General features: G+C 58.5%; 22 protein-coding genes. 13 read left to right on the top strand and 9 right to left on the bottom strand.

From position 1 onward, the window contains the following. Window positions 1-129: 129 nt before the first annotated feature. Window positions 130-1,173 (bottom strand): nucleoside monophosphate kinase, encoded by a 1,044-nt coding sequence (locus Q6D67_RS10280; RefSeq protein WP_304705519.1) that lies wholly within the window; start codon window positions 1,171-1,173, stop codon window positions 130-132. A gap of 119 nt (window positions 1,174-1,292) precedes the next feature. Then, a complete protein-coding gene (locus Q6D67_RS10275) occupies window positions 1,293-2,387 on the bottom strand; it encodes a DUF2855 family protein (protein WP_304705518.1) in 1,095 nt (364 codons plus the stop codon). A gap of 186 nt (window positions 2,388-2,573) precedes the next feature. Here Q6D67_RS10275 and Q6D67_RS10270 point away from each other — a divergent pair, with 186 nt between their 5' ends. Further along, the gene (locus Q6D67_RS10270; RefSeq protein WP_304705517.1) at window positions 2,574-2,780 is read left to right on the top strand and encodes a DUF3185 family protein; all 207 of its coding nucleotides are present in this window, start codon (window positions 2,574-2,576) and stop codon (window positions 2,778-2,780) included. Window positions 2,781-2,971: 191 nt separating this feature from the next. Continuing rightward, on the top strand, window positions 2,972-3,340 hold the full coding sequence (locus Q6D67_RS10265) for a hypothetical protein (protein ID WP_304705516.1): 369 nt from the start codon (window positions 2,972-2,974) through the stop codon (window positions 3,338-3,340). Between the two features lie 46 nt (window positions 3,341-3,386). Here Q6D67_RS10265 and Q6D67_RS10260 read toward each other — a convergent pair whose 3' ends face one another. Continuing rightward, entirely contained in the window at window positions 3,387-3,596 is a 210-nt protein-coding gene (locus tag Q6D67_RS10260) for a dodecin (RefSeq protein WP_304705515.1), read from the bottom strand. A gap of 272 nt (window positions 3,597-3,868) precedes the next feature. Here Q6D67_RS10260 and Q6D67_RS10255 point away from each other — a divergent pair, with 272 nt between their 5' ends. Continuing rightward, window positions 3,869-4,426, top strand: coding sequence for a PRC-barrel domain-containing protein (locus Q6D67_RS10255; protein WP_304705514.1), 558 nt, complete (start codon window positions 3,869-3,871; stop codon window positions 4,424-4,426). Between the two features lie 112 nt (window positions 4,427-4,538). Here the strand turns inward: Q6D67_RS10255 and Q6D67_RS10250 are convergent, their stop codons facing one another. Beyond that, window positions 4,539-5,159, bottom strand: a complete 621-nt coding sequence (locus tag Q6D67_RS10250; RefSeq protein ID WP_304705513.1) for a hypothetical protein — start codon at window positions 5,157-5,159, stop codon at window positions 4,539-4,541. Window positions 5,160-5,431: 272 nt separating this feature from the next. Between Q6D67_RS10250 and Q6D67_RS10245 the strand changes: the two genes are divergently transcribed. The 3 genes from Q6D67_RS10245 to Q6D67_RS10235 all read left to right on the top strand — a co-directional run bounded on the left by Q6D67_RS10245 (window position 5,432) and on the right by Q6D67_RS10235 (window position 7,186). Beyond that, window positions 5,432-5,596, top strand: coding sequence for a hypothetical protein (locus Q6D67_RS10245; RefSeq protein ID WP_304705512.1), 165 nt, complete (start codon window positions 5,432-5,434; stop codon window positions 5,594-5,596). A gap of 118 nt (window positions 5,597-5,714) precedes the next feature. Continuing rightward, the gene (locus Q6D67_RS10240) at window positions 5,715-6,779 is read left to right on the top strand and encodes an endonuclease/exonuclease/phosphatase family protein (RefSeq protein ID WP_304705511.1); all 1,065 of its coding nucleotides are present in this window, start codon (window positions 5,715-5,717) and stop codon (window positions 6,777-6,779) included. A 140-nt stretch (window positions 6,780-6,919) separates the two neighbouring features. Further along, a complete protein-coding gene (locus Q6D67_RS10235; RefSeq protein WP_304705510.1) occupies window positions 6,920-7,186 on the top strand; it encodes a GlsB/YeaQ/YmgE family stress response membrane protein in 267 nt (88 codons plus the stop codon). A 12-nt stretch (window positions 7,187-7,198) separates the two neighbouring features. Here Q6D67_RS10235 and Q6D67_RS10230 read toward each other — a convergent pair whose 3' ends face one another. The 3 genes from Q6D67_RS10230 to Q6D67_RS10220 form a co-directional block, all read right to left on the bottom strand. Next, the gene (locus tag Q6D67_RS10230) at window positions 7,199-7,750 is read right to left on the bottom strand and encodes a DUF421 domain-containing protein (RefSeq protein WP_304705509.1); all 552 of its coding nucleotides are present in this window, start codon (window positions 7,748-7,750) and stop codon (window positions 7,199-7,201) included. A 91-nt stretch (window positions 7,751-7,841) separates the two neighbouring features. Further along, window positions 7,842-8,000 (bottom strand): YqaE/Pmp3 family membrane protein, encoded by a 159-nt coding sequence (locus Q6D67_RS10225; RefSeq protein ID WP_304705508.1) that lies wholly within the window; start codon window positions 7,998-8,000, stop codon window positions 7,842-7,844. A gap of 65 nt (window positions 8,001-8,065) precedes the next feature. Beyond that, entirely contained in the window at window positions 8,066-10,456 is a 2,391-nt protein-coding gene (locus tag Q6D67_RS10220) for a catalase (protein ID WP_304705507.1), read from the bottom strand. A gap of 383 nt (window positions 10,457-10,839) precedes the next feature. Here Q6D67_RS10220 and Q6D67_RS10215 point away from each other — a divergent pair, with 383 nt between their 5' ends. Next, window positions 10,840-12,189: a GGDEF domain-containing protein gene (locus Q6D67_RS10215; RefSeq protein ID WP_304705506.1), complete on the top strand. Its 1,350-nt coding sequence runs from the start codon at window positions 10,840-10,842 to the stop codon at window positions 12,187-12,189. A 28-nt stretch (window positions 12,190-12,217) separates the two neighbouring features. Here the strand turns inward: Q6D67_RS10215 and Q6D67_RS10210 are convergent, their stop codons facing one another. Then, window positions 12,218-13,543, bottom strand: a complete 1,326-nt coding sequence (locus tag Q6D67_RS10210; RefSeq protein ID WP_304705505.1) for a sodium:proton antiporter — start codon at window positions 13,541-13,543, stop codon at window positions 12,218-12,220. Between the two features lie 341 nt (window positions 13,544-13,884). Here Q6D67_RS10210 and Q6D67_RS10205 point away from each other — a divergent pair, with 341 nt between their 5' ends. The 6 genes from Q6D67_RS10205 (at window position 13,885) to Q6D67_RS10180 (ending at window position 18,162) form a co-directional block, all read left to right on the top strand. Next, window positions 13,885-14,610 carry a peptidase gene (locus tag Q6D67_RS10205; RefSeq protein WP_304705504.1) on the top strand — a complete coding sequence of 242 codons (726 nt, stop codon included), beginning with the start codon at window positions 13,885-13,887 and terminating at the stop codon, window positions 14,608-14,610. 27 nt (window positions 14,611-14,637) lie between these two features. Further along, window positions 14,638-15,375, top strand: coding sequence for an N-formylglutamate amidohydrolase (locus Q6D67_RS10200; RefSeq protein WP_304705503.1), 738 nt, complete (start codon window positions 14,638-14,640; stop codon window positions 15,373-15,375). A gap of 43 nt (window positions 15,376-15,418) precedes the next feature. Next, window positions 15,419-16,258, top strand: a complete 840-nt coding sequence (locus Q6D67_RS10195) for a transglutaminase family protein (RefSeq protein WP_304705502.1) — start codon at window positions 15,419-15,421, stop codon at window positions 16,256-16,258. Between the two features lie 130 nt (window positions 16,259-16,388). Continuing rightward, window positions 16,389-16,589, top strand: coding sequence for a CsbD family protein (locus Q6D67_RS10190; protein ID WP_304705501.1), 201 nt, complete (start codon window positions 16,389-16,391; stop codon window positions 16,587-16,589). Beyond that, window positions 16,586-16,981, top strand: coding sequence for a PRC-barrel domain-containing protein (locus tag Q6D67_RS10185; protein ID WP_304705500.1), 396 nt, complete (start codon window positions 16,586-16,588; stop codon window positions 16,979-16,981). Before Q6D67_RS10190 ends, Q6D67_RS10185 begins: the two co-directional genes overlap by 4 nt. Before the next feature lie 2 nt (window positions 16,982-16,983). Next, on the top strand, window positions 16,984-18,162 hold the full coding sequence (locus tag Q6D67_RS10180; RefSeq protein ID WP_304705499.1) for an AI-2E family transporter: 1,179 nt from the start codon (window positions 16,984-16,986) through the stop codon (window positions 18,160-18,162). A 70-nt stretch (window positions 18,163-18,232) separates the two neighbouring features. Here the strand turns inward: Q6D67_RS10180 and Q6D67_RS10175 are convergent, their stop codons facing one another. Then, window positions 18,233-26,656 carry a GH36-type glycosyl hydrolase domain-containing protein gene (locus tag Q6D67_RS10175; protein ID WP_304705498.1) on the bottom strand — a complete coding sequence of 2,808 codons (8,424 nt, stop codon included), beginning with the start codon at window positions 26,654-26,656 and terminating at the stop codon, window positions 18,233-18,235. Window positions 26,657-26,687 lie beyond the last annotated feature (31 nt).

Below are 26,687 nucleotides of genomic sequence, written 5' to 3'. Positions count from 1 at the left end.
TTCTTTCAGAAGCTTCATGGAGAATATCCGGGAGTCTGCTCAAAAAAGCAGCGATTCTACCGGCGCAGTGGGCAAATTGCACTATCTGCCTCCCCTGGTGCGGGCACAGGGATAATTAGTTAAAGCGTCTCACGCGCTGTTCGGATAAGGCCGCAGGCCGAGCAGAATTTCCGCTTGCTCGCTCAGGGGCTGCGCCATCAGCTCGGCATCCGTATGCGGGGCCAATTGGTCGCGGAGCAGAGAATAGACCGTTTCGCGATCCTGGCTGGTGTCGAGTTCAACACACTTGCCCTTGCTTCTGAACAGGTCGACGGTGGGTAGAGTTTCTTCCTTGAATGTGTCAAACCTCAGCTTCATGGCCTCGACGTTGTCATCCGCCCGGCCAGAGTATCGCGCTCGACCCAGAATCCGCTGTTCGAGAACCTCGAACGGGCACTCAAAGTAGAGCATGGTGGGAAGCTCCGTTTCGCGGCCGAAAACCTCGTACCACGCCTCCAGGTTGGACAGCGAACGGGGAAAGCCATCGATCAGGAAGTTCCGCTTTCCGGTGGTGCGGGTGGTCGTTTCCATCGCATCTTTCAGCAAACGTACCACGATTTCATTGGGAACCAGTTTACCGGCGGCGATGTATTTCTTGATAATTTCAGTGGTCGGACCACCGGCCTCCTGTTCCGCACGCAGCAGATTGCCGGTGGACAGGTGCGTCCAGCCCAGTTGAATTTCCGCCAGCTCACACATGGTGCCCTTGCCGGCACCCGGTCCACCGAGCACATAGACCACGTTGGGTTGCGGGCAGGGTTCTCTCGGATAGACGTAGTGGATCACCACCCGGGGAGCGGGCGCGAGACCCATCTTGTAGACATTCCACTCCCGGTCGGTTGGCGGCAGTTCGTCGTCGCAGGTGATTTCGTAGGCAAGATGACCATCGAGCCGGGAGATACGCCAGGATTTGTAGCTGTTGGAATAGGAGAGCGCGGGGCTTCTGGCCGCCTTCCCGTCAGCGCGATCCCAGGCCATTTTACCATTCCAGTAGCCCTGACTGGACACGGTGCCGGATTCCGACTTCGCGGGAGGGGCTTCTGAAGGGACATACAGGCCGTCAACTTCGGGCAGGCCAGACCCGGTTACTTCGATAAATAGTGAATTGATGGGGAGTTGTGTGGCTTCGGTCATAGATTCTCTCTTGTTGCAGGAGGGTATTCGGAGACAGGCTTGCGTAACGAACTGCGCATTGTACCGGGGATGATATCGCTCCGCACCCGGCGGCCTGCCGAAGGAGCTCCCCACCCTGATCAGGGAGAAAGCATATTGCCGACAGCCGGATTGATGTGCCCAGCCAGCGTTTCCGAATAGACCTTCGAAATCGCATCAGGCCCCGTGCCGTGTTCGATCGATATCCAGTCCGCCGCCCTGGCAGCGAAGGCGCGCCAACTTTCGCCGAGTCTGGTATCGAAGCCCTCCCTGCCCCATTCCTGCATGCGCTTGCGCGCCTGGTCCGGAGCAAAGAACAGGTGCGGCTTGGCGCCGGGCAGATCCGCTGGCGGCCGGGGCGCATCCCAGTGCGACAGGCCGACCTGGGTGCTCTCGACCAGCCCGTCGCCAAAATGCCGGTGCACGGACGCCAGCACATCGCCATCGCCCGCGAAGTCGACCACCAGGGTCGACCGGCTGGCATCCAGCGTGGCAATGCTGTCATAGGCGAGGACCGAGTCATAGCAGCCGAGGCTCTCAACAAACGCGATATTGCCCGGTGAGGTAAGGCCGAGTACCGCGGGCCCCTGTGATCGCCTCTGGGACAGAGCAAAAGCCAGCCCGAACCCGGTCTTTGACGAGGCACTCAGCAACAGGGCCTGGGTTGCGCCAAAAAAGTCATTGTCGGCAAGCCAGTCGTCGATCAGGAATGAAGTGGTGTAGAGGGGGCTCAGAAGTGGCCGCAAATCGTCCAGGACCGACGGTGCTGCACTGCCCGATTGCAGCCGACTGTAGGTATTGTAGACCGGGTGCAACTCGCGCCGCTGTTGGTAAAGGTCAAGGAAAGAACCGGGTGTCACCGACTCAGGCTGCATAACCAGATGAGACGACATCGGGAAATAGCCGTAGAGCCTTCCTCCCTCCGCAATCTCGTCACAGCGCGAACGCACGACTGTCGCATAGCCCCAGACCGGAATCCGGCCCCAGCCAGCCTCGGCGGGGAAAAACGCCCAGTAGTTCAGCATGTCGCCAGCTACCGCATAGGTAATGTTATTGGCGGTAAAGGCGAACTTTTCTATCTCCACGAGCACCTGGCCCTGGTCGAGCGCGACCTCGGTCGGCGCAGGCCCCCTCACCCATCGGGCCTGGGTGAGATCGGTACGGTTGACGATGAAATCCTGAGTTGCTGCAGTCACCTTTCCTCCTTTTCGCGATCCGGGACGGCGCCCCCAATCGCGGTATGGTCGTTGCGAGCATTATCCATGATACGCCATGTCATGCGGGTGAAGATCAACGGCATTGCCATTGCTACCGCGAGTCCTACTACTGCATATGACTAAATAGTGGGATACTGCTCCCTCATCCCACAGGAAGAGAAAACAATGCCGAATAATCGTGTTCTGTCTCTTGTACTACTTGTGGTGGGCGTGATCCTGCTGTTTTTCGCTTACCAATCATCCCAAAGTCTGGGTGACCAGCTGACGGAGGCAGTGACCGGCCGCTTCACTGACGCAACCACCTGGTACCTGATTCTTGGCGGCGCTTCTGTCGCGGCCGGAGTTGGTCTGCTGATGTCCGGCAAATCCTGAGGCAAGCAAGGCAGGAATTCTCCCCGCCCCACCTCACACACCGGAATCGCTTGTCGATGGGGCTAACGGGGGTACAGGGACGTGGTTCCACGCACTGCTCCCGGAGCCGAAGTTAGTCTGCCAACTTTTTTTCTCCGGCAATGACACGTTATCATGAGCCCTCCATGTAATTCACCTGACAGGGGGTTTCCATGAAACTGCTCAAAACAGTTCCGTTGCTACCAATAGCCATTGGTGCAGTAATCGTCACCGGTTGCGCCAGCAAGCCAGCCGAGCCGACCGTTGCTGATCGCATGCGCGGTCACGCGGCCGACATACAGCGAGAGGCGGACCTGAAGAGCTCACTGGCTCAACAGTGGGAACAAGGCGGTGCGCTCATTGCTACCGGCACCCGCAGGGTCGATGAAGGCGAGCGACGCATGCGAGAAGCGGAACGGGAGATGGAAAAAGCCCGCGCACAGGTAGCGCGCGGTCGCAATGAAGTGAGCGAGGGCGAACAGCTGGTGGAAGACGCCGAGCAGAAGTTCCGACAGGAATTTCCTGAACTGAAGCTGAATTGACGGAGCGGCGGCTTGACCGCCCTTCGTAATGTGCGCCCGGCTGCGGCTACTTCTCGTCCAGCCTGAAGCCAAGTTTGATTGCCACCTGATAATGGCCCACCTTGCCGTTTTCGACATGGCCCCGCACCTGGTCCACCTGAAACCACTCGACGTTTTTAACAGTGTCCGAGGTGCGTGCAATGGCCTGGTCGATCGCATCCTCTATCGAACTGGGTGATGATCCGACGATGTCGATAACTTTGTAAATATGACTCATGGATAGTCCTCCGTCTGCACAACGCAGCTGTCACCGTAGCACATTAATCGCCGATTTTCCTGAGCGGGTCATTTCCCTGCTCGCGTCTTGGTGCGCCACCGAACCGACTGTGCAAGTTCCGCAGCGTACCTTACAACCTCATCCTGAGTGCCAGAACATGTTTGGTAATTCAGTACGATTCCCAGCAATGTTGTTGGGAACCAAAAGTTGGAATGCAGCGTGCAACCAGGACTCTCTGTCCCGCTAAAACGCATGATTTCGAGGAGATTCATATGAACAAGCTACACTCATTTGCCTTTTGCGCACTGGTCACACCGGTTATCACATTCGGTGCAGGTTCTGTGCTGGCTCAACAAGCTGCTGGCCAGGAAATTGACAGAAACGAGCAAAGCACTCAGCGTGACCAGGGCACCATGCAATCCACTACCAGGTCTACACAAGGTGACCTCAACTCTCAGCGCATGGGAAAATCTGATTCGCAGGAAGCGGCGGACCAGCGGAAAATGGGCGACAAGTCTCACATGCAAAACCGAGACCATATGGCATCTATTCCAGCCAATGGTATGCGGGCCAGCGCTCTGATCGGTGCGGAAGTCAGCACCGCTATTGACAAGGATGTGGGCCCGGTGGAAGACCTGATTGTTGACGAGAATGGCCAGATTGTGGCAATTGTAGTCGGTGTCGGCGGATTCCTGGGCATGGGCGAGAAGAACGTGGCTATTAGCTGGGATCGCGTAACCAAAACGAGCAAGGATGATGAGCAGGTGCTGACAATTGACATGACTCGTGAAGATCTGCGCTCTGCGCCAGAGTTTGAAATGGAGGAGTGATCTGCAACACTAACCACAAACTAGTGGCATAAGTGAACGGCAGTGGCGCAAGCCCCTGCCGTTTTCATGTCTGGGTCGTGCAGACCCTGTCGCAAACTGCTTGCAGGATCTGTCAGTGTTTCGAGTTCAGCATATCGTCGCGCTGATTCTCTGCCCGCGCGGCGCCGATAGCTGTTTCAACTTTCTTTACTTCTTCGGGTGGCGGCAAAACTGCCGGCAAGCCAAGTGATTCTATCCACAATTCGCGGGTGAACCCCTTGGTGTGGTAGAGGTGATGGTCCTCCTCTTCCTCCACCTCTTCGAACGCTGCCTTGAGCGCGCCGGTTCCCTCTCCCTTGCCGTGCTCTGCCACATGTCCGATCAGCTCCCAGTTCTGGTGATCCTTGGTTTCAGCCAGAACCACGCACTCGCACGCTACAAGTTGAGCCGCCGAGGCATCGCCTTCCGCCTTCGCCATTTCCATCGCAGTGACCAGGGAGTCGCCGATGTGCGCCACCACCTCCCGTCCAGCGGTCACGGTATCCGGATCCATCCCCAGTTTGTCAAAGACCTTCAACAGGACTTGCTCGTGAGTGCGCGTCTGCTCCAGGTATTCTTGCCATTCAGTTTTCAAGTCTTTGTTCAGGGCACAGGACAGCGCGGTTTCATAGATCTTCAGGCCCCCACGCTCTGTTTCGAGTGCCTGATACAACAACTCATGTAATTGCTTCTTGATATACGATTTCTTTTCCACTGAATCCTCCTGACCACTCGTAGACAGCACGCCCACTGGCAGGCTGCGTTATTGGGTTCCGTTCACCAAACCAGTTTCCTGGCGGAGTACCCTCAAATCATAGGCAGCGCGGCGCCGCGGAGTCCGTGCAGTTACCCACATATTGTTGCACTCTTGGGGCGCGGCACAGCCGATGTCTGATCCGTGTGTACGCCAGCGCACAGATCACGCCCGTACACACTGTCATGATCAGACCGGATTTGCTTACAGCCCAACCAAGGAGCGCAGAACTCATGAAACTAGGTAGAACCATTGCAGCAGCTTTACTGGCAAGTACACTGATGATTTCGCTCTCCGCTTGCGAGGATCAAGGTCCTATGGAAGAGGCTGGTGAGGAATTTGACGATAGTATCGAGGACGCGGGCGATGCCATCGAAGATGCCACGGACGGCAACTGACCCGCTGCATCTCCCCGTGCACGAGTAGGAGGCGACGACTATCCCGTTCAGCTGCGCGCGTAGTCGAAACGAATACGTTTCTCCTGCCGACTGAGGTCGACCAGACGTTTCATAAATCATGAAACCCGTCCTGGTCGGCCTTGCCCTGCTTCTAATACTGGCGACGGCCCTACCGCTAGTGCGTCTCGATCACTGGTGGATTCGCATTTTCGATTTTCCACGAGGCCAGATTACCATCGCTGGCGTCGTCGTCCTTGCCGTCTATCTTCGGTTCTGGGACAAGAAACACGTTTACGAATCCATCGTGCTCGGCTTATTGGTGCTTGCCGTGGGCTATCAGGCAATGAAAATGTTCCCCTACACAGTATTGATGCCCGAGCAGGTGCTGCAGGCCGAGTCGCCCTCTGACGATGCCAACCTCAGCCTGCTGGTTGCAAACGTGCTGATGGAAAACCGGAAGTCAGACGCATTTCTCGAAATTGTACGCGCGTATGATCCGGACATAATCCTGACCGTGGAGGCAGACGACTGGTGGGAGGAGTCGCTCAGGACATTGGAACAGGAATATCCGCACACGCTCAAGAACCCACGGGACAACACTTACGGCATGCTCGTGCATAGTCGGCTGGAGATGGTCGACCCCACTATCCGGTTCATTCTCGAGGACAGTATCCCTTCGATGCACATGCAGGTAGTGTTGCCGTCAAAGGACAGGGTTTTCCTGCATTTTGTCCACCCCGCCCCCCCTAACCCAAGGTATGCGACCGACACGACGGGACGCGATGCAGAGCTGCTGATAGTTGGCCGGGAGGCCGAAAAACAAGATACCCCAACGATTGTTACAGGGGACTTCAACGATGTAGCGTGGTCTTACACTACGAGCCTGTTTCAGAAAGCCAGCGGTCTGCTCGACCCGCGGATCGGGCGGGGGATGTTCAACACTTACAATGCCAAGAGCCTGTTCATGCGCTGGCCGCTGGATCACGTCTTCCACTCCGACCATTTCAAGCTCGTCCGTATGGAGACAGGACCGGCCTGGGGATCAGATCATTTCCCCATCTTCATTGAGCTGAGCCTGGAGCCCGGGGCAGAAGCGGATCAGGTCGAACCGGACGCGAGCCGAACGGAAGGCGCTCAGGTAGATGAAATGATCGAAGATGGTCGGCAGCAAAGCGAGGAATGAATCTGCCATTGGCGCACCGCCGGTACCTTCCCAGACCCCACTGCTTACAAAGTGCGATACCGCACGGTAACCGCGGGACTACAACTGTAACCTCTAATGACCGGCGCCCCGTGTGTCAAAACTATCAGGAGAAAGGAATCATGAGCATCATTATATGGCTTGTCATGGGTGGCCTGGTTGGCTGGATCGCAAGCATGATCATGGGTACAAACGGCCAACAGGGTATCATTCTCAACATCGTGGTTGGCATCGTCGGTGCATTGATCGGCGGATGGCTGATAGGACCACTGCTCGGCGCGGGTTCCATCAACGACGGTATCAGCATCATGAGTTTTGTCGTGTCCCTGATCGGCGCGGTGATCCTGCTCGCCATCCTCAGTCTTTTCCGTCGCGGTTCCTCACACTGAGACAAAGGGAGCTCAGAGGCCGGACGTCGGCTCGCGGGCAAGCTGCGGGCCGACGACTCCGGCAAGGCTGGAAGCATTCCCATCCTCGCCTGGACGTACCACGCTGAACGAACCGTCAGTTTCCAAAACAACGGCGTGCACCTTGGTCAGTGAATCAATTCCTGCCGAGCGCACCGCGGCCCTTACTTCATCTTCTGTTACCCGCGCTTTGCGCAGGGCTTCTGGCAGAAACTCCCCAGAGTAAAGCAGCATCAGCGGCTCCCCCGTCGCCAGGCGACGAACCCAGCGCGCTCGGACGCTGGACCAACTGACGACAAACTGCAGACAGATCAACAAAGCAAACGCCAACGCTCCTTCTGCCAGCGCCACATCCCTGGACAACAGCACGGTCGCCAGGGTTGAGCCAAGGGCGATAGTCACGATCAGGTCGAAAGCGTTCATTTTCGATAGCGTCCGCTTACCCGAGATGCGAAGGAATACCACAAGCGTAACGTAGGCCAACACGCCGACAATCAAGGTCCGAAGCAGGCTGTCCCATCCACTAAAAAGCATCTGGTCGATCAATCCACTGGCCGGTGAAAGCCTGTCTATGGCGCTTTAGCTGGCTCTTCGCCATGGCAGACGCTGTCTCCGGATACGACGCCAGAAACAGCGTTCATCGCTTGACGATGATCCACACGGCGTGAATGATGCCTGGAACATAGCCCAGCAGGGTGAGCAGTATGTTAATCCAGAAATGCTTGCCGATACCTTCCTGCAGGAAGACGCCAAGCGGCGGCAAAAAAATCGCGATAATGATGCGTAACGGATCCAAGGGCTGTACTCCTGTGTGTGTCATTGTGGGCTACGCGGGCGGCCGACAGCGGCGCGTGAGCCGCGCTACTTGCCTGGTGGCTTCTCACACCGGGCCCAGTGACGGTGGGCCGTGAGGGACTTTATAAATTTTGGCGTGATCTCGGCTACAGAGGCGCCGTCCCCGCGCAAGATCCCCATGTCGTCACCCATGGCTGGCTCGATGTCGGCCATTTCCAGCAGCTCCCGACCGGCCCCCAGTGCAAGAATCGTTTTGCAGTGCCGAAGCTGATCCTTGACGAAATCCATCGTATGGCCATTGCCAGCCAGCGCCTTCACCGCTTTGCTGCCATCGGGAACCACCAGCGCATCGAACAGGACCGACGGCGAATTCTCCATCGACTTGTTGGCTTCAACCTTCTCGCCGGAGTCACAGACGAACATCCCCACCCGCGGCCCTACGAAATGAACGGCGGCACCCGCCTCACTCAAGGCTTCAAAAAGAGTGACGAGCGATTCATGCTGCACGCCGTCCTCTACCAAAACAGCAATCTGCCGTGTGCGGATGCCGCGTTCACCCGGCAGCGCCATCAGCGATAATGCCGGGGAATCGGTGACCTCTGGAGATTCAGGATCGGTGATCGCTTTCGGCATCGCGGCGGGCACCTCCATGCCCAGACCGGCCGCGACCTCTGCGGCCAGATCCGGTGAAACGTTGACCAGCGAAGATAGCATGCGTTCACGTATCGCGGTAACCCCGACCTTGCTCAGCTCGAAGCGGAATGCATCCGCAATATGGGCTTTCTCGACCGCCGTCTGACTGTTGTAGAACAATGTAGCCTGCGCATAGTGCTCCGCGAACTTCTCCGGTTTGCCCCGGACCTTGTCTCCGGCGATGGCCTCAGGGAAGGATACAAATCCGCTGGTGCCCGCCTGAAACGGGCAGCCACCAGCCAATGAATTCGGTTCGTACGCCACACGGCCCCGATGCAGTGCTTGCCGGTGCATGCCATCACGCTGGTTGTTCTGTACCGTAGCAAGCGGCGTGTTGATCGGGATTTCGTGGAAATTCGGCCCACCGAGCCGAGTGATCTGCGTATCTATGTAGGAATGGATTCTACCGGCCAGTAGCGGATCGTTGCTGAAATCAATGCCTGGGACCACGTGCGCGGTGCAGAACGCAACCTGCTCGGTCTCGGCGAAGAAGTTATCGGGGTTTCGATTGAGGACCATACGCCCCACGGGGGTAAGCGGTACGAGCTCCTCTGGCACGATCTTGGTCGAGTCGAGAACATCGAAGCTGAAGCCGTCAGCTTGTTCTTCAGTGAATATCTGCAGGCCCAACTCCCATTCCGGAAATTCACCGGACTCGATAGCTTCCCAGAGATCAGCCCGATGAAAATCAGGATTCGCGCCCGATATCTTGACGGCTTCATCCCAGAGAAGTGAATGGGTTCCCTGGAGAGGCTTCCAGTGGAACTTGCAGAACACAGAATGCCCCTGCTCGTTAACCAGGCGAAACGTATGCACGCCAAACCCTTGCATCATGCGGTAGCTGCGCGGTATCCCCCGATCAGACATCACCCACATCAGCATGTGCGTGGACTCCGGCATCAAGGAGACAAAGTCCCAGAACGTGTCATGCGCGGACGCGGCCTGGGGCATGCCGTGATGCGGCTCGGGTTTTACTGCGTGGACCAGGTCGGGAAATTTCATCGCATCCTGGATGAAGAAGACCGGTATGTTGTTTCCGACCAGGTCCCAGATGCCCTCGTCGGTATAGAATTTCACGGCGAAGCCACGCGCGTCACGGGCGGTGTCCTTGGATCCGCGTTCTCCGGCGACCGTGGAAAAGCGCGCAAAAACGGGCGTGATCTTGCCTTTCTCCCCGAACGGCGCCGCTTTCGTATATTCGGTCAGCGCGTCATAGGCTTCGAAGTAACCGTGCGCGCCAGAACCTCGCGCGTGGACCACTCGCTCAGGAATTCGTTCGTGATCGAAATGCGTAAGCTTTTCTCTCAGCACGAAATCTTCGAGCAGAGACGGCCCGCGCAACCCTACACTCAAGGTATTTTGATTGTCACTAATGGGAACGCCCTGATTGGTGGTCAACGGACGATCGCTGGCATCGACTCTGACTCTTTCGAGCGAGGTGATGGTTGCATTTTCCCCGCCAGGCGCTGCGCCCCCGGTCTTGCCGGTGCCACCAATCTCAGTCGTCGTACTCGCAGTCAATACATCGGAGCCCGGCTCTATGGGGACTCCTGCCGGCGGGGTCAGAGCGTTGGCGTGACCGTACTCGAGTTCCTTTATGGGATTATGCGCCGTGGCGGCCACGAAGTCCTCAGATGCGGTGGCTTGCTCGGCGACAACATCGTTGCTTCTGAGCACACCCGCTTCAGCACTTCCTCCGGCAACGGACTTACCGCCCTTCTTTTTGACAGGCGATGGTCCAGCAGGTTTTTTTTTCGTAGTCATGGTGCTGCTCCGTGGAGATGGGGGATTGAACCAACAATTGTCAGCGTAACGGCGGGAACATCGACCTGGTCGCAGTAATCCACGCTCAGTCTTACGCACTGTGACGATGATTATTGCGCTGCTGACAAGGGCTTTCTGTGCGTTGACAGACAGTCGGCCTGATGAAGTCACGTTTAAGTGGGGGAGAAGCAGAGATCTGGTGTGCGCTAAGTGTGACAGCGCACTGACTGCATTACAGCCATCCTGCACCCTACTTACTCTGCGGCTGCCTCGAAGTCCCTGCAAATCTGTAACCAGCGATTCCTGGGCTAATTGGACCTCATACCTGGAATGGAATGGGCACTCAGCCAAGGTCTCACGGACAACAACGAGCAAGAGCCGAAATGAGTATCCGCTTAGCCGAATTTATACGCACCGAGATCGAACCAATCTTGAGGGACTGGGAAGAGTTTGCCAAAACCATCTTCCATGCCCGACATATGGACAAGACGGGTCTGCGCGACCACGCCAGGGACATGCTACTGGAGATCGCAGATGATCTCGATTCTAACCAGACTGAGTCAGAGCAGGCCGATAAATCAAGAGGCTGCAGGCCCAAGCATGGGGAAGAGTCATCGGCGGAAATACACGGTGGTGACAGACAGAGCAGCGGCTTCAGCGTCATTGAGACTGTTTCCGAGTTCCGGGCTCTGCGCGCCAGTGTAATTCAGCACTGGACGACTACCTGCCCAACAGCTGCAGGAGAACAGCTTGAAGACCTGACTCGATTTCATGAAGCCATAGACCAGGCGGTCGCGGAATCGCTGGAACAGTATGCCGCCGTAAAGGAGATGGAAACACGGTTATTCGGTTCAGTGCTGGTCGCTTCGCCTGATCCGATTTTTGTACTGGATCTTGAGGGGACGTTCACTTACGCAAACAAGGCCACTGCCGATCTATTTGCGCTTGAGTCATCGAAGATAATTGGCAAGTCTCTGGTCGACCTGGGGTTTTCCTTTGCCCCGGGCATTCAGCATAATCTGGAGCAGGTGCTGTCTGAGCAATGCACCTACAGGGGCAGCCTGGTCCACAAGTTTGCTTCTGGCCACGGCGAAAGGTTTGAGTATCTGCTCGCGCCCGTTCTGGACGAGAATCGTGAGACTGAAGCGGCGGTGTGTATCATCCGTGATGTTACCGAGCGAGCTCTCGCCGAGGAAAGAATATGGCACACTGCCCACCATGATCTCCTGACTGGTCTGCCCAATCGACGTTTATTTCTCGACCGCCTGGAACAGGAGCTCAAACATGCGAAGCGCAGCGGCCAGTCCGTTTGCCTGTTCTTTCTGGATCTTGATGGCTTCAAGGAAGTCAACGATTCCCTCGGCCATGAGGCGGGTGACCGTTTACTGGCTGACGTGGCTGAGCGTCTAACCGATTGTGTCCGGGATGAAGACACGGTTGCCCGCTTGGGCGGTGATGAGTTCACGGTGATGCTCACCGGCGCCAAGCAGGCCAAGGATGTTGAGGTTGTGGCACGAACTATTATAGATATGCTTACGATGCCGTTCCAGATTGAACAGCGGTCCCTACAGATTTCAGTCAGCATCGGCATTTCATTCTACCCCAGGGACGCGTCCTCACCTGCCGCTCTCTTGGTAGCCGCGGACAAGGCGATGTACAAAGCCAAGGAGTCGGATTCTGACTGGGTTTTTTTCGAAGACACTGCTGATAACAGAATAAGATCTCAGGCATAGGCTACACCCGACGGCCAGGGCGGACGCCTCACGTATCCCTGCCGTTGCGTTTTTTACTTGTACGATGGCGCTGAAAACGCGCCATCAACGGTTTGACGCTGATTCCGTGAACGACAATCGATAGCGTCACCACGATCAATACCAGGCTAACCAGTTCCAGTGCGACAGGTTCAGAGAGACCGTGCTGGATGGCATACATCAGATAGTAAAGCGAACCAATACCGCGCACGCCAAACCACCCCACCATACCGCGTAAAGGCCATGATGTTTGCGTTCCCAGGAGACCGAGGACTACGCTGGCCGGGCGCACCACCAAAAAAAGAAATAGCGCCAACGACACCGCAGGCCAGCTCCAGGAATCGAGAAACAGCGTACCGCCGATGAGGAGCACGAGCATCATTTCGGAGAGTAGTTCCAATTGTTCCTTGAAGATAAGGGAACCGCCACTTACTGATGGGGGAACGCTTTGATCCAGGCGTGGTTTTTCCCTGTCTGTGTCGATCGCACTCGGCTGTGATTCGCCCAGGCTATTCTCACGCAAAGAAAGCCTGTATTCCGTCTGACTCAGGCTGACTGCAGCGAAAAATACCGCCAGGAACCCCCAGGCATACACCAGAAGGCTCAGGCCGTAGACCAGAGCTATCAGGCCAAGACCAAGAAAATTGTCCAGCAGGCGATGACTTGGCGACGCGCCACGGACTTTATGCGCCAAATGGGCTAAAGCGCTTCCCGCTACCAGCCCGATTACGATTCCTGCCACCGTAGCCCAGACAACATCGAGCAAAACCCAACGCAACCCATTTTCGCCAAGATCGTGCAAACCCAGCATACCCAGGCCCAACATCACGAACGGAAAAGCACTGCCGTCATTCATGCCTGCTTCCGTGGTCAGAGTAAAGCGCAGAGGCTCCCGGTCACCTGGGTGGCGAGTCTGAACGTCGGTGGCCAGTACCGGGTCGGTAGGTGCGAGGATCGCGCCCAGCAGAACGCCGACACCAAGCGGCATTCCGAGAACGTAAAATGCGAACGCCGCCACCAAACCGACACTGATTGCCATGGACACCGACGCAAGCATAACCGGGGCACGCCAGCGAGAGTAGTCGATAGGAGCTGGCACTTTGACGCCCGCAGCGAACAAAGATATCAGAACGACGATCTCGGTAAGAACTTCCAGCAAAGCGGATTGCTGCAGGGGGTTGAAGTGGAACAGATTCAGCACTGTGGGCCCTAGCAGCAGCCCAAGACCCAGGTAGAACATCGCGGGGGTGATGGGCGACCGCTGCAGCGGGGTTGCTGTCAATCCCCGCGCAAGCATCAGACCACCTACCAGCAGGAACCAGAGCCAGTTAGACATGCTGTGTTTGCTTCATTTTGGAACCCCCAGGGCAACCGGCCGATTCGCCAACGTTAGCCGCCACCAGGGGCCGACTCCGTTCGCTGGCGCTCACACGGCCAGGTGAGCGCTTGCACTGCAGCACGACTCATCAATCCTCTGCAGACCTCTGTGTCTTAACGTACAGATCATTTTACCGGCAAAAACCATACTGTGCCCTCACCAGATTCGAAAACCCCTGCGCCGCTATCAGCCGATTTCAATCATGCTGAAAAAGGACCTCATACCGTGACTTACAACGTGCCTCTTCGGCGCCACTCGACCAACAATTCCCTGCCAGACAGGTCGTCGCGGCGGAAGCAATGACCTATTGCGTCGGAGTAATGCTGGAAAGCGGCCTGGTTTTCGCGTCGGATTCCCGTACCCATGCGGGCGTCGATAACTTCGCCAGCTTCTGCAAACTGAGCCTTTTCGAGCGAGCGGCAGACCGGGTGATTGTCATGCTCAGCTCGGGTAATCTGGGCGCTACCCAGGCAGTCATCAGCATTCTCAGACAAAATGGGGAGCGTCCTGACTGCCCAAGTCTGTGGAACGCCGAAACCATGTTTGACGCGGTGATGCTGGTCTCGGATGCCATGCGCCTGGTCGATAGCCGTGACGGGCAGCACTTGGGCCATAACAATGGCGGCTTTTACGCATCGTTTATCCTCGGCGGCCAGATCAGGGGTGAACCACCACGTCTCTTCCGCCTTTATGCCGAAGGCAATTTTATTGAGGCAGCAGACGAGACACCCTTTTTCCAGACAGGAGAAACCAAGTACGGAAAACCTATAATCGACTGGGTGATAACGCGTTCAACTTCCCTGAACGACGCGGCAAAATGCGTCCTCGTGTCCTTTGAGTCCACCATGCGCAGCAATCTGTCAGTCGGCATGCCCATCGACCTGATCTGCTACAAGCTGGACAGTCTCGAAGTAACCATGCGCCGGCGTTTTGATCCCGGCGATGCCTATTTCACCAGTCTGGGGGAAGAGTGGAGCGCAGGCACCCGCGAGGTCTTCAGCAGGTTGACCGATCTTGAGTGGTAGCGCTGTCTTGAATCGCGAGGTCACTCCATGAATGTATTCAGTTGCCAAACCTTCTCAACAACGGCGCTGGTCATCACCTGCGAGCATGGCGGCAACCGGGTTCCTGCTCCGTACCGTCATTTATTCCATGACAGTCACGAATTGCTGCAAAGCCATCGCGGTTTCGACCAGGGAGCTCTGGTCATGGCAAAGACTCTTGCCAGAAGCTTCGGCGCGCCACTACTGACTTCTACGACAAGCCGTCTGCTGGTTGACCTGAATCGCTCGGTTGGACATCGGAACCTGCATATGGAAGCGATTCGCGCGCTTCCAGCCGCAACCAGGCAACAAATAGTCGAACGCTACTATATACCCTACCGAAGCGAGCTAGAGCGACTTGTCGCAGAGGGTGTTTCGCAGAGAACAAAGGTAGTTCACATCTCCTGCCATAGCTTCGTTAACAACCTGGATGGCGAGGTGCGCGAAACTGACATCGGCCTACTCTATGATCCGAAACGGAAAGGTGAGGTTGCGTTGTGCGCGAGCTGGAAAAAATCTCTCAAGGCGTTAAGTCCCGGCCTTGTTGTACGCCGCAACTTTCCCTATGAAGGCCGCAATGATGGCTTAACCACATCGCTGAGAAAGCAGTTCCTGCCTGGTGTGTACCTGGGAATCGAGCTGGAACTCAACCAGAAAAATCTTCTGCTCCCCGAACGACAATGGGCAGCGTTGCGCAGATCGGTCATTTGCTCGTTGCGTAGAGCTCTCAGTGCCGACTGCCCATGACTTTCCAGTCTTCACAACATCAAAACCTCGCAGGTCCAGTATTATGAAAATACGCATTGGCTATGAACTGGCATTCGAGTGCCCCCAACCCACTCCAATGATCCTGATGCTGAATGTGCACCCCACCAGATCCCAGGACCTGATTGTTCCTGACACATTGCTTGCAGCGCCGCCGGTCCCCATTCGCATTTACGTCGACAGTTTCGGCAACCGGTGTTCACGCATCGTTGCTCCCGAAGGCATCCTGCGGCTATCCACCGATGCCATTATCAGTGACCCCGGCTCGCCAGATGTGACTAATCCGGAAGCGAGGCAGACCAGCATTGAAGAGCTTCCAGATGAAGCACTGCAATACCTGCTCGGCAGCCGGTATTGTGAGATGGATCCATTGGTGGATACTGCCTGGAAGCTCTTCAATGAGTCTGTCACGGGCTGGTCCCGGGTACAGGCAATATGTGATTTTGCGCACGATCATATCGAGTTTGGCTACCAGCACGCCCGAAGCACCAGAACTGCGTGGGAGGTTTTTCAGGAGAAAAAAGGGGTATGCCGCGACTATGCACATCTCGCTATCACCCTGTGTCGCTGCATGAACATTCCGGCACGGTATTGCACCGGTTACCTGGGCGATATGGGCCTCCCTCCACCCTACGAGGAAATGGATTTTGCCGCCTGGATTGAAGTGTACCTCGGCGGCCTTTGGTACACTTTTGACCCCCGTAACAATACCCCGCGCATTGGGCGAATTCTTATCGCCCGTGGCCGGGATGCCGCTGACGTCGCAATTAGCACAGCTTTCGGACCCAACACCCTGCAGTACTTCAGGGTCCACACAGACGAGATCCAGCACATCGATGGAGCTGCGGTAACTCGAATGAACTAAACTTCGGGTACGTTCGACAACGCACCGACCAGCTCCAGTGCGTCAGTCATATTACCGACGTCGCCCTGCAACTACGCCTATGCAGAAAAGGGACACATCCCACACGCAACCACCACCTGGAGATCAGCTCATGAACGAGAATCAAGTCAAAGGCCGCGTGAACGAGGCCAAGGGCAAAGTCAAAGAGACTGCCGGAAAAATCACCGGTGATAAAAGTACCGAGCTCAAGGGTAAAGCTGAAAAACATGGGGGTAAAGCGGAATCCAAGTACGGTGACATCAAGAGTGATGTCAAGAATGCCGCAAAATCAACCACAAGGGACCATAAATGACTTCTACACTGACACCATCGAGCAACAGAACCAGTACCACCAATGATATGAACCCCGCGGTCACGTTGCTCAGTGCTGACACTATCGCCGGCGATGACGTCTGTAACATGCAGGATGAAAAGCTCGGCAATATACAGGACCTCATGATAGATATATCGGAGGGTGAAATTCGCTACGCCGTCCTGGCGTCCGGCGGTTTTCTGGGCATGGGTGATCGTCTGTTTGCAGTTCCCTGGAAAGCCCTGAAGCACGACAGGGAAAACAAACGGTTTCTGCTTGACGTAGATGTCGAACGGCTGAAGAACGCACCCGGCTTCGACAAGGATAAATGGCCGGACATGGCAGACCCCACCTGGAACTCGTCCGTCGAGTCCTACTACGCCAAAAGCTAGGAATGTCTCACGACATTCGGGAATCCCTTATCGAAGGGGCAAAGGGTGGCGGTCAACACCCGCCGCCCCTACTCCCGGAACGACGTTTCTTCAACGCACTCCAGCTTCGCCTGTTTCGCTATACCGCAGTAGTGTTCTGCGTGGTGGCCCTGACCGCTCTGGTCGCAATCATGGTGTGGGCATTCGGCTGGGTACTGACAGTTTTCTACAACCTTCTCCTCTCCCTCGCCATCGCCGGTGTTCTGGCGCTGGTGCTCCACCCTGTAGTGGAGTTTCTGGAAAGACGATTCCACTTCCCACGTTTGCTGGCAACCAGTCTTGTCCTGGTGTTTGTCATCGGAGGTGTAGGTGGTTTGCTGGTCCTGCTTGTGCCCACCCTGGTCAGCCAACTCGTAGAGTTGATGACTGTTTTGCCAGAGTCACTCGCAAGATGGGAGGAGCATTTCTCGTTTTACTTCCCCGAAGTACACTCCTATATTTCCAGCAGCATGAAGAGCAGCGGGGAGGAGGTGCCCAAACCAGCTCTGGCTGAGACGGGCGGGACCATCGTGTCCTACTTCGGGCTGTTGGCGGCCATCAGTTTTGTGCCCCTGTTCCTGTTCTTTATGCTGCTCTCCGGCGACCTGATCCGCGGCCAGTTATCTGAACTGCTATCCATATTCCACAAGCCCGCCCGGCAGAAAATCCTGTACTTTATGGAGTTGTTCGTAGAGTACGTCACTGCCTTCTTTCAGGGCCAACTGATCATTGCCGTGTCCATGGGTGCCCTGTATGCCATAGGCTTTACGGCGGTCGGCCTGCAGTTCGGCGTGCTGCTCGGCCTGATCCTCGGACTGTTGAATATCGTCCCCTTTCTGGGCAGCCTGATCGGCATAATGGTGGTTCTGCCCATGGCGTATCTGCAGCCGGAGGGGGGCATTGAACTACTGGCCCTGACCGGGCTGGTGTTCGCGGCGGTGCAGCTTGCGGAGAGCTGGCTGCTAACACCCAAGATCATGGCCAACCGCTCCGGCCTGCATCCCGCACTCGTGGTTATTTCCCTGTTCTTCTGGGGTACAGCCCTGGGTGGCATCATTGGAATGGTACTGGCGGTTCCGCTCACGGCGTTTTTCGTGGCGATCTGGAGCGAAATCAAGTCCAGCCTGAAACACTCGCTGAGCACCCGGGAGGACGGGCTCTGACCACGCTGAAGCTCGCTCCACTGGTAACAATCCTGCCCAGCCCGGTAGCCGTATCGGTATCGGAATACACCTAGCCCAGGTCCACCTCGACAAAGTGCTCCCGGCGGTCATCGACCAGCGGAATGAGAGTATCGGGAGCCTCGGTACCGTCCACCGCCACGCGGGTCACCTGCCTTGACGGGCCGCCGGTAGGCCTGATGGTAATGTGGTAGACCGTCTCACCAAAACGGTAGTGGATTTTGTAGGCTTCCCAGTTGTCCGGGACACAGGGCGCAATGCGCAGATGGTCCACTTCCAGTTGCACACCCAACAGGGTTTCCAGGGTCAGCCGGTACATCCAGCCCGCTGCCCCGGTATACCAGGTCCAGCCGCCGCGGCCGATGTGGGGCGCCACACCATAGATGTCTGCGCTCATGACATAGGGCTCAACCTTGTAGCGTTCGATGGTCTCAGGCGTGCTGCCGTGATTGACGGGATTCAGCATGGCGTAGAGCTCCCAGGCGCGCTCCCTGTCGTCCATCATGGCAAATGCCATCGTGGCCCAGATCGCGGCATGGGTATACTGGCCGCCGTTCTCGCGCACGCCCGGGATGTAGCCCTTGATGTAGCCTGGCTCCAGGTCTGATTTGTCAAAAGGCGGGTCCAGCAACTGGATGATCTGCTTTTCGCGTCGCACCAGGCGCTGGTCCACCGCCAGCATCGCCTGCCGCGCGCGCAGTGGATCGCCGCCTTTGGAGATGACCGCCCAGCTCTGACTGATCGAATCGATCTGGCATTCGTCGTTACTGGTCGAACCCAAGGGAGTGCCATCGTCGAACCAGGCGCGCCGATACCAGCCGCCATCCCAGGCCTGAGCCTCGATGTTGCTGCGCAGCTGTGCCGAGTGAGCGCTGCACAGCTCGGCAAATTCCTGATCATTGCGGTCGCGCGCCAGGCCGGCAAACAGATCGAGGTTCTCGACCAGGAACCAGGCCAGCCACACGCTCTCGCCACGGCCGTCCTTGCCGACGAGATTCATGCCGTCATTCCAGTCGCCGCAGCCCATCAGCGGCAACTGATGGGGGCCGAAGCGCAGGCCGTACTTGAGGGCACGCAGGCAGTGCTCGTACAGGCTGGCCACTTCCGACGAGCGCTGCGGCTGGTCGTAATAGGCTTCCTCCTCCGCACACAACTCGCGTCCTTCAAGGAAATGGATGGGCTCGTCGAGCACCCCGGTATCGCCGGTGGCCCGTACGTACCGGCAGGTGGCATAAGGCAGCCACAGATAGTCATCGGAGAAATGGGTGCGTACGCCCTGTCCGTTGGGTGGGTGCCACCAATGCTGCACGTCGCCCTTGATGAACTGTCGACTGGCGTGCCGCAGCAACTGCTCGCGGGCGAGCCACGGTGTCGCGTGGATTAGCGCCATGGTGTCCTGCAGTTGGTCGCGGAAGCCGTAGGCGCCGCCGGACTGGTAATAGCCGCTGCGTCCCCACAATCGGCAGGACAGGGTTTGATAGACCAGCCAGCCATTGGCCAGCACGTTGAGCGCAGGATCCGGCGTGTCCACGTTCACCGCGCCCAGGGTGTGGTTCCAGTATTCCCACACCGCTTCCAGGGCCCGCCTCGCGCCCGCTCGTCCGCCGAACTGTTGGATGAACCGCCGCGCTTCGTCGGGGTTGGCCGCCGCCCCGAAGACAAATACGATCTCTTGCTCCTGGCCCGCGTCGAGTTCCACCCGGGTCTGTATCGCGGCGCACGGATCGAGGCCTGCGCCTGTCCTGCCCGATAGACGCTTCCTGCGCATCGCCGCAGGGCTGGCGAGCGAGCCGTTGCGGCCGATGAACTCCGTGCGATTGCCGCTCACCGACCGCTCGCGCTCACTGGCCTGCGCGAATACCACCCGGTCGCCGCACTCGCGACCATAGGCATTGTGGGCGAACAGCGCGCCAGTGTTCGGATCGATTTCGGTGACAATATGCATGAGGTTGGAGTGCCGCCACTCGCCGAGCACCAGCTCCCAGTACCCGGTTAGCGACAGGCTGCGTGTACGCTGCGATTGGTTGCGCAGCTTGACCACCAGGAACTTGACCGGCGCATCCATGGCCACATAGGTGTAAAGTTCTGAGGCGATGTCGGCCTCCAGATGCTCGAACGCACTATAGCCGAAGCCGTGCCGGCAAACATACCCGGAGCGGCCCTGCGCTGGCAGCGGCGTCGGCGACCAGAATCTGCCGGTTGCTTCGTCGCGGATGTAGAGCGCTTCACCGCTGCTGTCGGAGACCGGGTCGTTGTGCCAGGGGGTGAGGCGGAACTCGTGCGCGTTTTCCACCCAGGTGTAGGCGCTGCCGCTCTCGCTGACAACTGTGCCGATGTGCGGGCTGGCGATTACGTTGGCCCAGGGCGCCGGCGTAGTCTGTCCGGGTTCGAGGGTGACGACGTATTCGTGGCCATCGGGCGTGAAGCCGCCCAGACCATTGCAAAATATGCGCTCGCGCGGCACCAGCGGATAAACCGATTCACCACTCGCCTGCAGCGAAGGCTCCAGCAGGTCCGATGCACGCTCTGGCGACACGCGACGATCCACCTGTTCGATCAGGGTTTCGGCGGTGTCGCTGAAGACGATGCGGGCAACTGTCTGCAACAATACGCGTTCGTCTTCGGAAAGCTCTTCGGCCCGCCGCACGAAGACCCCCCCCGGCCTGTCGATTACATGCGCTTCCGGTCCCGCATTGATCAGCCCCATGATCAGGTCCTGCAGCTCCGCCCGATAGCCGGAGAAATCCTCGTTGACGATCACCAGGTCGGCAGCCAGACCTTTCATCCGCCAATAGGCGTGGGCCTGCAGTCCCTGCTTGACCAGACCGATGCGCTGGATGTCGCCGATGTGGAGCAGGACGATGGGCAGATCGCCCGAGATCGCAAAGCGCCACAATCCGGACTGCCCCAACTGGTTGCGGGCGATGATGTCGGGCGCCGCACGACGCATGGCGTTGCCGTAAATGACAGAGTTGGCGAGACGGCCAAAGATCTGGGCATCGGCTTCGGTCGCATTCAGGTGACGCAGCACCTCCTGACTATTGAACCAGGCCATCTCGAATGCGCGCTCGACGAAATGGCGGTCGCAGTATTTCTCGACCAGTGCCAGCGCGCCTTCACGCGTGTCCGCAACCCCGGAAATGATCTGCACGTTCGCCGATTCATCGGGGGACAAGGTCAGGGTGCTCCGGATCGCCACGATTGGGTCGAGCACCGAACCCTGCGAGTTCGACAGGGTCGACGGATCGCCTCCCCGGTCCAGCTTTAGCGGATTGGCCGTCGTACGACCACGCCCTATGAAGCGGGCGCGGTCGGTCTCATAGGACGGCTCGTCGGACACCGCGCCCGGGGCGGACAGCAAGTGAAACATCCAGGGCACCTGTTCGCCTGGCGTACGGGGGCGCCGGGTGCAGAGAATTGCCTTCTGTTCCGGCAGGATTTCAGTCTGAACGAACAGATTGCTGAACGAGCGATGTGCCAGGTCGGCGTTCAGTGGCGCCAGCACCACCTCTGCATAGCTCGTCACTTCAATTTTACGTGTGCGCGGCGACTGATTCGTGAGTTTGACGCGACGGATCTCAACGTCGTCTTCCGGGGACACGCTGATCTCGGTGTGCGCTTCGATCGCGTGGTCGCGGCGCCGATATTCTGCCCGGGCCTGGACGAAAATCGCTTCGTAGTATTCTGCCGCACGCAGGGTCGGCTGGTAGCCAGTCGACCAGTATTGCCCGCTGTCGCGATCACGCAGGTAAATATAGGTGCCCCAGTCGTCGGAGGTGGCGTCTTCGCGCCAGCGGGTCACCGCGAGATCGCGCCAGCGGCTGTAACTGCCGCCGGCGTGGGTCGCCATGACGTGGTAGCCGCCATTGGACAAGAGGTGGACTTCGGGGAGTCGCGTATTGGGGTCGGTAAAAATGCGCATGATCGCGCCGACCTCTGCACTGGGTGGGTGGGCGGCAGCGGTGACTTCGGCCGCATGCGGAAACAGAGTGTCACCTTTCTTCGGCACCCTCTCCTGCAGCAATAATTCGGTCGCCCGCGCAAGCGGGTCGGACATGAAGCGACGCTGCATCGGCCGGTCGAACAATACATGCGCAAATGCAAGGAGGCTCATACCCTGATGGTGCGCCATGAAGGTCCGCACAACGGCGTGCTGCTTGCCCCGGGGCACGCGCGTAGGCGTGTAGTCAATGGCTTCGTAGAAACCGTAGGCGCCGAGGAACCCCTGGTCAGCCAATACCTGCAGATTGCGGCAGGCATGCCGCGGCATCACCGTCAGCGCCAGCGCGCTGGCGTAAGGGGCGATCACCAGGTCATCGCCCAGCCCGCGCTTGAAGCCGAGGCCGGGCACGCCAAACGCCCGGTACTGGTAAACCTGATGCATGTCGGTGGCATTGTAGCAGGATTCGGAAATCCCCCAGGGGACCCCGCGTTGCCGGCCGTATTCGATCTGGCGAGATACTGCCGCCTTGCAGGTCTCATCCAGCAGCGTGTTTGCGAAGCTCGGCATCACCAGTTGCGGCATCAGGTATTCGAACATCGAGCCGCTCCAGGAAATCAGGCTGACGTCACCGCCGTGACTGGTCAGCAGACGACCGAGCGCGAACCAGTGCTTCTGTGGCACCTGGCCCTGCGCGATAAGCAGAAAACTGGCCAGGCGCGCTTCTGAAGCAAGGAGGTCGTAGCAGGCAGGATCACGGCGCCGTTCACTGACGTCGTAGCCGATGGTCAGAAGGCTGCTCCCGACATCGAAGAGAAATTCGAAATCCATCTCCGCCAGAACGCGGCAACGATTCATCAGATCATCGATGAGGTCGAGCTGTGCCTGCGCGGCCGTGACATTTTTACTGGCCAGCTCCACCCGGGTCGGGAGGGTACTCCCTTGCCACGACTCAGGCACCAGCAATGCAAGTTCATCGCGAAGCGCTCGGAACTGCTGATCGAATGCCCGCGCCCAGTAAACCATTTCGCCATCGATATCGACATCCAGCGGCAACCCGGCAACCAAAGCTCCGCAGGTACTCTGAATCTGGTCCAGTGCACCCACGGCAGCAGGCAGGCTATGCGGCGGACCTTGCAGCATAAGGGCACGCAGAGTGTCTTGCAGCAGGTGGATGTTTTTTGCGAGATTGGGGGACTGTGATGTGGGAAGCTGCTCGGCCAACACCTGAAGGGTGTCCTGCAGGCCTTGCAGTGCGCTGATCGCGAGCACCGGCTGGTTTTTCAGCTCGTCCAAACCCGCCTGCAGGGTAAGCAGGCTACCCGCCAGATTGCCGCTGTCTACCGACGACACATATTGCGGGAGCAGCGGTTCCAGCGTCCGGGTGTCGTACCAGTTGAACAAATGGCCGCGATAGCGTTCCAGCTTTTCCATCGAGCCGAGTGTGTTGCCAATGCGTTGCAGACATTCGCCGACGGTGAGATAACCGAAATCTACCGCAGTCAGGTCAGCCAGCAGCGACATGCCGATGTTGGTGGGCGAAGTGCGCGACGCAATGGCCGGTGCCGGATAGGTCTGGAAGTTGTCGGGCGGCAGAAAGTTGTCATCCGGGCCGACGAAGTCCACGAAGTAGCGCCAGGTGCGGCGTGCTGCTGTCCGCAGGAAAAGTTGTTGCTTGCTGCTCAAATCTGGGGTGGGGATGGCCAGCGGCCGGCTGATCCACCAGCCTACCACGGGCGACACCAGCCAAAACAACAACAGGGGGACAGCAACGAGCCAGGCCACGGGTGGGCTGTCTGCCATGACCAGGGTTAGGCTCAGCGCCATCGCGAGCACCGGCCCGACCCACATTTCACGAAGAAAATCGATCAGTGAAAGGCGCGCGTTGAGGTGCCTGTAGCCGGGCAGTTGCCACAGCAACAGACCGCGTCGCGTGAACGGCATGCGCGCGCCCGAGCGCAAGATTGCCCCCAGGCTAATCCGCGTGTCATAAGGCAGGAAGACCAGGGCAAGGAAGGCGAGCGCGAGCGGACGGCCCGCAGACCTTGCAGTCAGGCTCAGGTGCAGCAGCCAGGCGCGCTCTGCAGGCTTGCGAATCAGCTCGATCAGGCTAGCCAACAGGGTGGGCAGAAACACCACTGCGAGAACCAGCAGGGTCCACTCCCAGACCGGCCCCGGGCCTGCAAACCACCCCCCCACCAGCAGGGCAAGCAGCGCCGGCGGCACCAGACTGCGCCGCAGATTGTCGAAAATCTTCCACAGTGACAGGGCCGACAGTGGATTCGCCTGCCGCCTGGATCTGGCACCGTTCACACCGGGTGGCCCCGGCACCCGGGGCAGCAGCCAGCCGGCAAGTTGCCAGTCGCCGCGTATCCAGCGGTGGCGCCGGCTGGCCTCGATGGCGATACTGGCCGGATGCTCCTCGATGAGGTCGACGTCGGTCACCAGCGCCGAGCGCGCATAACCGCTCTCCAGCAGGTCGTGACTGAGGATGAGATTCTCCGGGAATCGCCCATCGACAGCCTGGCGAAACGCATCGACGTCGTAGATGCCCTTGCCGATGAACGAGCCTTCCCCGAACACATCCTGATAAACATCCGACACCTCGCGCGTGTAGGGGTCGAGGCCCGCGTCACCGGCAAACAGTCGGGTGAAGCGTGAATGACCGGCACTGGTCAGGCTGATTGAGGCGCGCGGTTGCAGGATGGCGTAGCCTTCGACGATACGACCCTTGGCGTCGTCGTACACCGGCCGGTTGAGTGGATGCGCCAGGTTGCCGATCAGCGCGCGTGCCGCGTCGCGCGGCAACTGGGTATCCGTATCCAGGGTGATGACGTACTGGATGGAACCCAGAATGGATTGATCGCCGACGATGTCCGAGAAGGCCTCGGGCGCCTCGCCCCGGAGCCGGGCATTGAACTGCTCGAGCTTGCCCCGTTTGCGCTCGTAGCCCATCCACACGCGCTCGAACGGATTCCACAGCCGCGGCCGGTGGAAAAGATAGAATATGCAGGGGCGGTCGTCGCAGTAGGTCTTGTTGAGTGCCTCGACTGCCGCGCGCGCATGAGCGAGCAGGTCCGCATCCCCCGGCAAGGTTTGCTCGGGTGCGTCGCGAAAGTCCGTCAACAGGGCAAAGTAGAGATTTGGATCCCGGTTGCCGAGATAACGAATCTCCAGAGCCTCCAGCAGATGATCGATCTCCTGCCGACTGCTCAGCAAGGTGGGAACGATCACCATGCTGCGGTGAGCATCGGGAATACCCTGTGAAAAATCCAATCGTGGCAAGACTCGCGGTGGCACGAACAGCGTGACAGCCAGGTTTACCAGCGCGACCGCCAGCGCCGAGACGCCAATCATGCTGCTGGCAGCGAAAAACCAATAGCGCCAGTCATCCGCTGCGGACCCGGCAAAGGCATCAACCAGGCCCACCGTCGTGAGCAGGGTCAGGAGCAGGATCGGGCCCAGATACAGGGGCAGGCGGATCCGCCGACACACCCGTTGCACACGACGCAGCAAGGCCACGCGGCAACCCACCGCGCGCTCCAGCCCTGGTAGCCCCCGGTCGACCAGGTGGTAGCCGACATGAGCGCTGCGGTCGTGCACGCCCTGCTGTACGGCAGCCGCTTGCGCGAGAACAACGGCTTCACGTGCCACCGCCAGCTCACCACAGGTACTGCCCCGCGCCACATCCTCGACAACATGCCGGTAGCGGTCGCGGGTAGCGAAGTCCTGCCGTGCGTATACGTCCGAGGGGTCCTCGCGCAAAATCTTTTCTACGAGACTGAGCGACTCGACATAATGTTTCCAGTCCATGGAGCCGATGAATCGCAGGCTGCCGATGCTGTTGGCGATAGAAATCTGGTTGGCCGCCGCCGTGCGTCCGGCCGCCTCCGACAGCTTCGTTGCGGTCACACCCTGTTCCAGCAGATTCTGTTCAACCCAGGTCTGGACGAAGGCCATGGCCGGGCCCTGCGCCTGCAGGCGGTCGTAAAACTCCTCTACAAATGGCGCGGTTAACGGTACATCGGCATGAGCAAACTCGGCCAGTAACTGGATCAACTGCTTTGGGTCACTTTCGGCCGCGGCATGCATGCGATCCGCCCACGTAATGGCTGCATCGCGTTCCTCGCGTCGTTGGGCGATGCGCACCGCGACGCGGCGCAGATTTTCCAGCAGCGCGAGCTGCAGCATAATGGGGAAGGCCCACAACTCGCCCAGCTTCAAGGGTTCCACGGTCTGGTAAGCGGCGATGAATTGGGTGACGTTGTCGCTGTCGACGCGGCCGTCCATATGGGAGATCAATTCCAGCGCCAGGTCGTAAATACGGGGAAAACCGGCCGAATGGCCATCGGCCAGCCGTGGCAACTGCCGGCTGTACCCGCGCGGAAGATGTCGACGTGCCAGGCCGATCTGCTGCTCAACGAGATAGAAGTTGTCGAGCAGCCAGGCTTCGGTCGGCACCAGCCGCTGTCCCGGCGTTGCTGCAGCCGTGACAACGTCGTAGGCCGCCAGCAGAACGCGCGTATTGTCCGCCAACCGCGGCAGCAACCTGTCCGCCCCCGGGCGC

This window comes from Haliea sp. E1-2-M8 (assembly GCF_030649675.1).
Classification (GTDB): Bacteria; Pseudomonadota; Gammaproteobacteria; order Pseudomonadales; family Halieaceae; genus Haliea.
The sequence above is the reverse complement of the archived record's forward strand: the minus strand, read 5'-3'. Positions and strand labels throughout refer to the sequence as shown.

What these genes read in the sequence shown, in the direction of transcription:
- Q6D67_RS10280 (WP_304705519.1), bottom strand. Translation starts at nt 1,173, where the DNA reads ATGACCGAAGCCACACAACTCCCCATCAATTCACTATTTATCGAAGTA.
- Q6D67_RS10270 (WP_304705517.1), top strand. Translation starts at nt 2,574, where the DNA reads ATGCCGAATAATCGTGTTCTGTCTCTTGTACTACTTGTGGTGGGCGTG.
- Q6D67_RS10265 (WP_304705516.1), top strand. Translation starts at nt 2,972, where the DNA reads ATGAAACTGCTCAAAACAGTTCCGTTGCTACCAATAGCCATTGGTGCA.
- Q6D67_RS10260 (WP_304705515.1), bottom strand. Translation starts at nt 3,596, where the DNA reads ATGAGTCATATTTACAAAGTTATCGACATCGTCGGATCATCACCCAGT.
- Q6D67_RS10255 (WP_304705514.1), top strand. Translation starts at nt 3,869, where the DNA reads ATGAACAAGCTACACTCATTTGCCTTTTGCGCACTGGTCACACCGGTT.
- Q6D67_RS10245 (WP_304705512.1), top strand. Translation starts at nt 5,432, where the DNA reads ATGAAACTAGGTAGAACCATTGCAGCAGCTTTACTGGCAAGTACACTG.
- Q6D67_RS10240 (WP_304705511.1), top strand. Translation starts at nt 5,715, where the DNA reads ATGAAACCCGTCCTGGTCGGCCTTGCCCTGCTTCTAATACTGGCGACG.
- Q6D67_RS10235 (WP_304705510.1), top strand. Translation starts at nt 6,920, where the DNA reads ATGAGCATCATTATATGGCTTGTCATGGGTGGCCTGGTTGGCTGGATC.
- Q6D67_RS10220 (WP_304705507.1), bottom strand. Translation starts at nt 10,456, where the DNA reads ATGACTACGAAAAAAAAACCTGCTGGACCATCGCCTGTCAAAAAGAAG.
- Q6D67_RS10215 (WP_304705506.1), top strand. Translation starts at nt 10,840, where the DNA reads ATGAGTATCCGCTTAGCCGAATTTATACGCACCGAGATCGAACCAATC.
- Q6D67_RS10210 (WP_304705505.1), bottom strand. Translation starts at nt 13,543, where the DNA reads ATGTCTAACTGGCTCTGGTTCCTGCTGGTAGGTGGTCTGATGCTTGCG.
- Q6D67_RS10205 (WP_304705504.1), top strand. Translation starts at nt 13,885, where the DNA reads ATGACCTATTGCGTCGGAGTAATGCTGGAAAGCGGCCTGGTTTTCGCG.
- Q6D67_RS10200 (WP_304705503.1), top strand. Translation starts at nt 14,638, where the DNA reads ATGAATGTATTCAGTTGCCAAACCTTCTCAACAACGGCGCTGGTCATC.
- Q6D67_RS10195 (WP_304705502.1), top strand. Translation starts at nt 15,419, where the DNA reads ATGAAAATACGCATTGGCTATGAACTGGCATTCGAGTGCCCCCAACCC.
- Q6D67_RS10190 (WP_304705501.1), top strand. Translation starts at nt 16,389, where the DNA reads ATGAACGAGAATCAAGTCAAAGGCCGCGTGAACGAGGCCAAGGGCAAA.
- Q6D67_RS10185 (WP_304705500.1), top strand. Translation starts at nt 16,586, where the DNA reads ATGACTTCTACACTGACACCATCGAGCAACAGAACCAGTACCACCAAT.
- Q6D67_RS10180 (WP_304705499.1), top strand. Translation starts at nt 16,984, where the DNA reads ATGTCTCACGACATTCGGGAATCCCTTATCGAAGGGGCAAAGGGTGGC.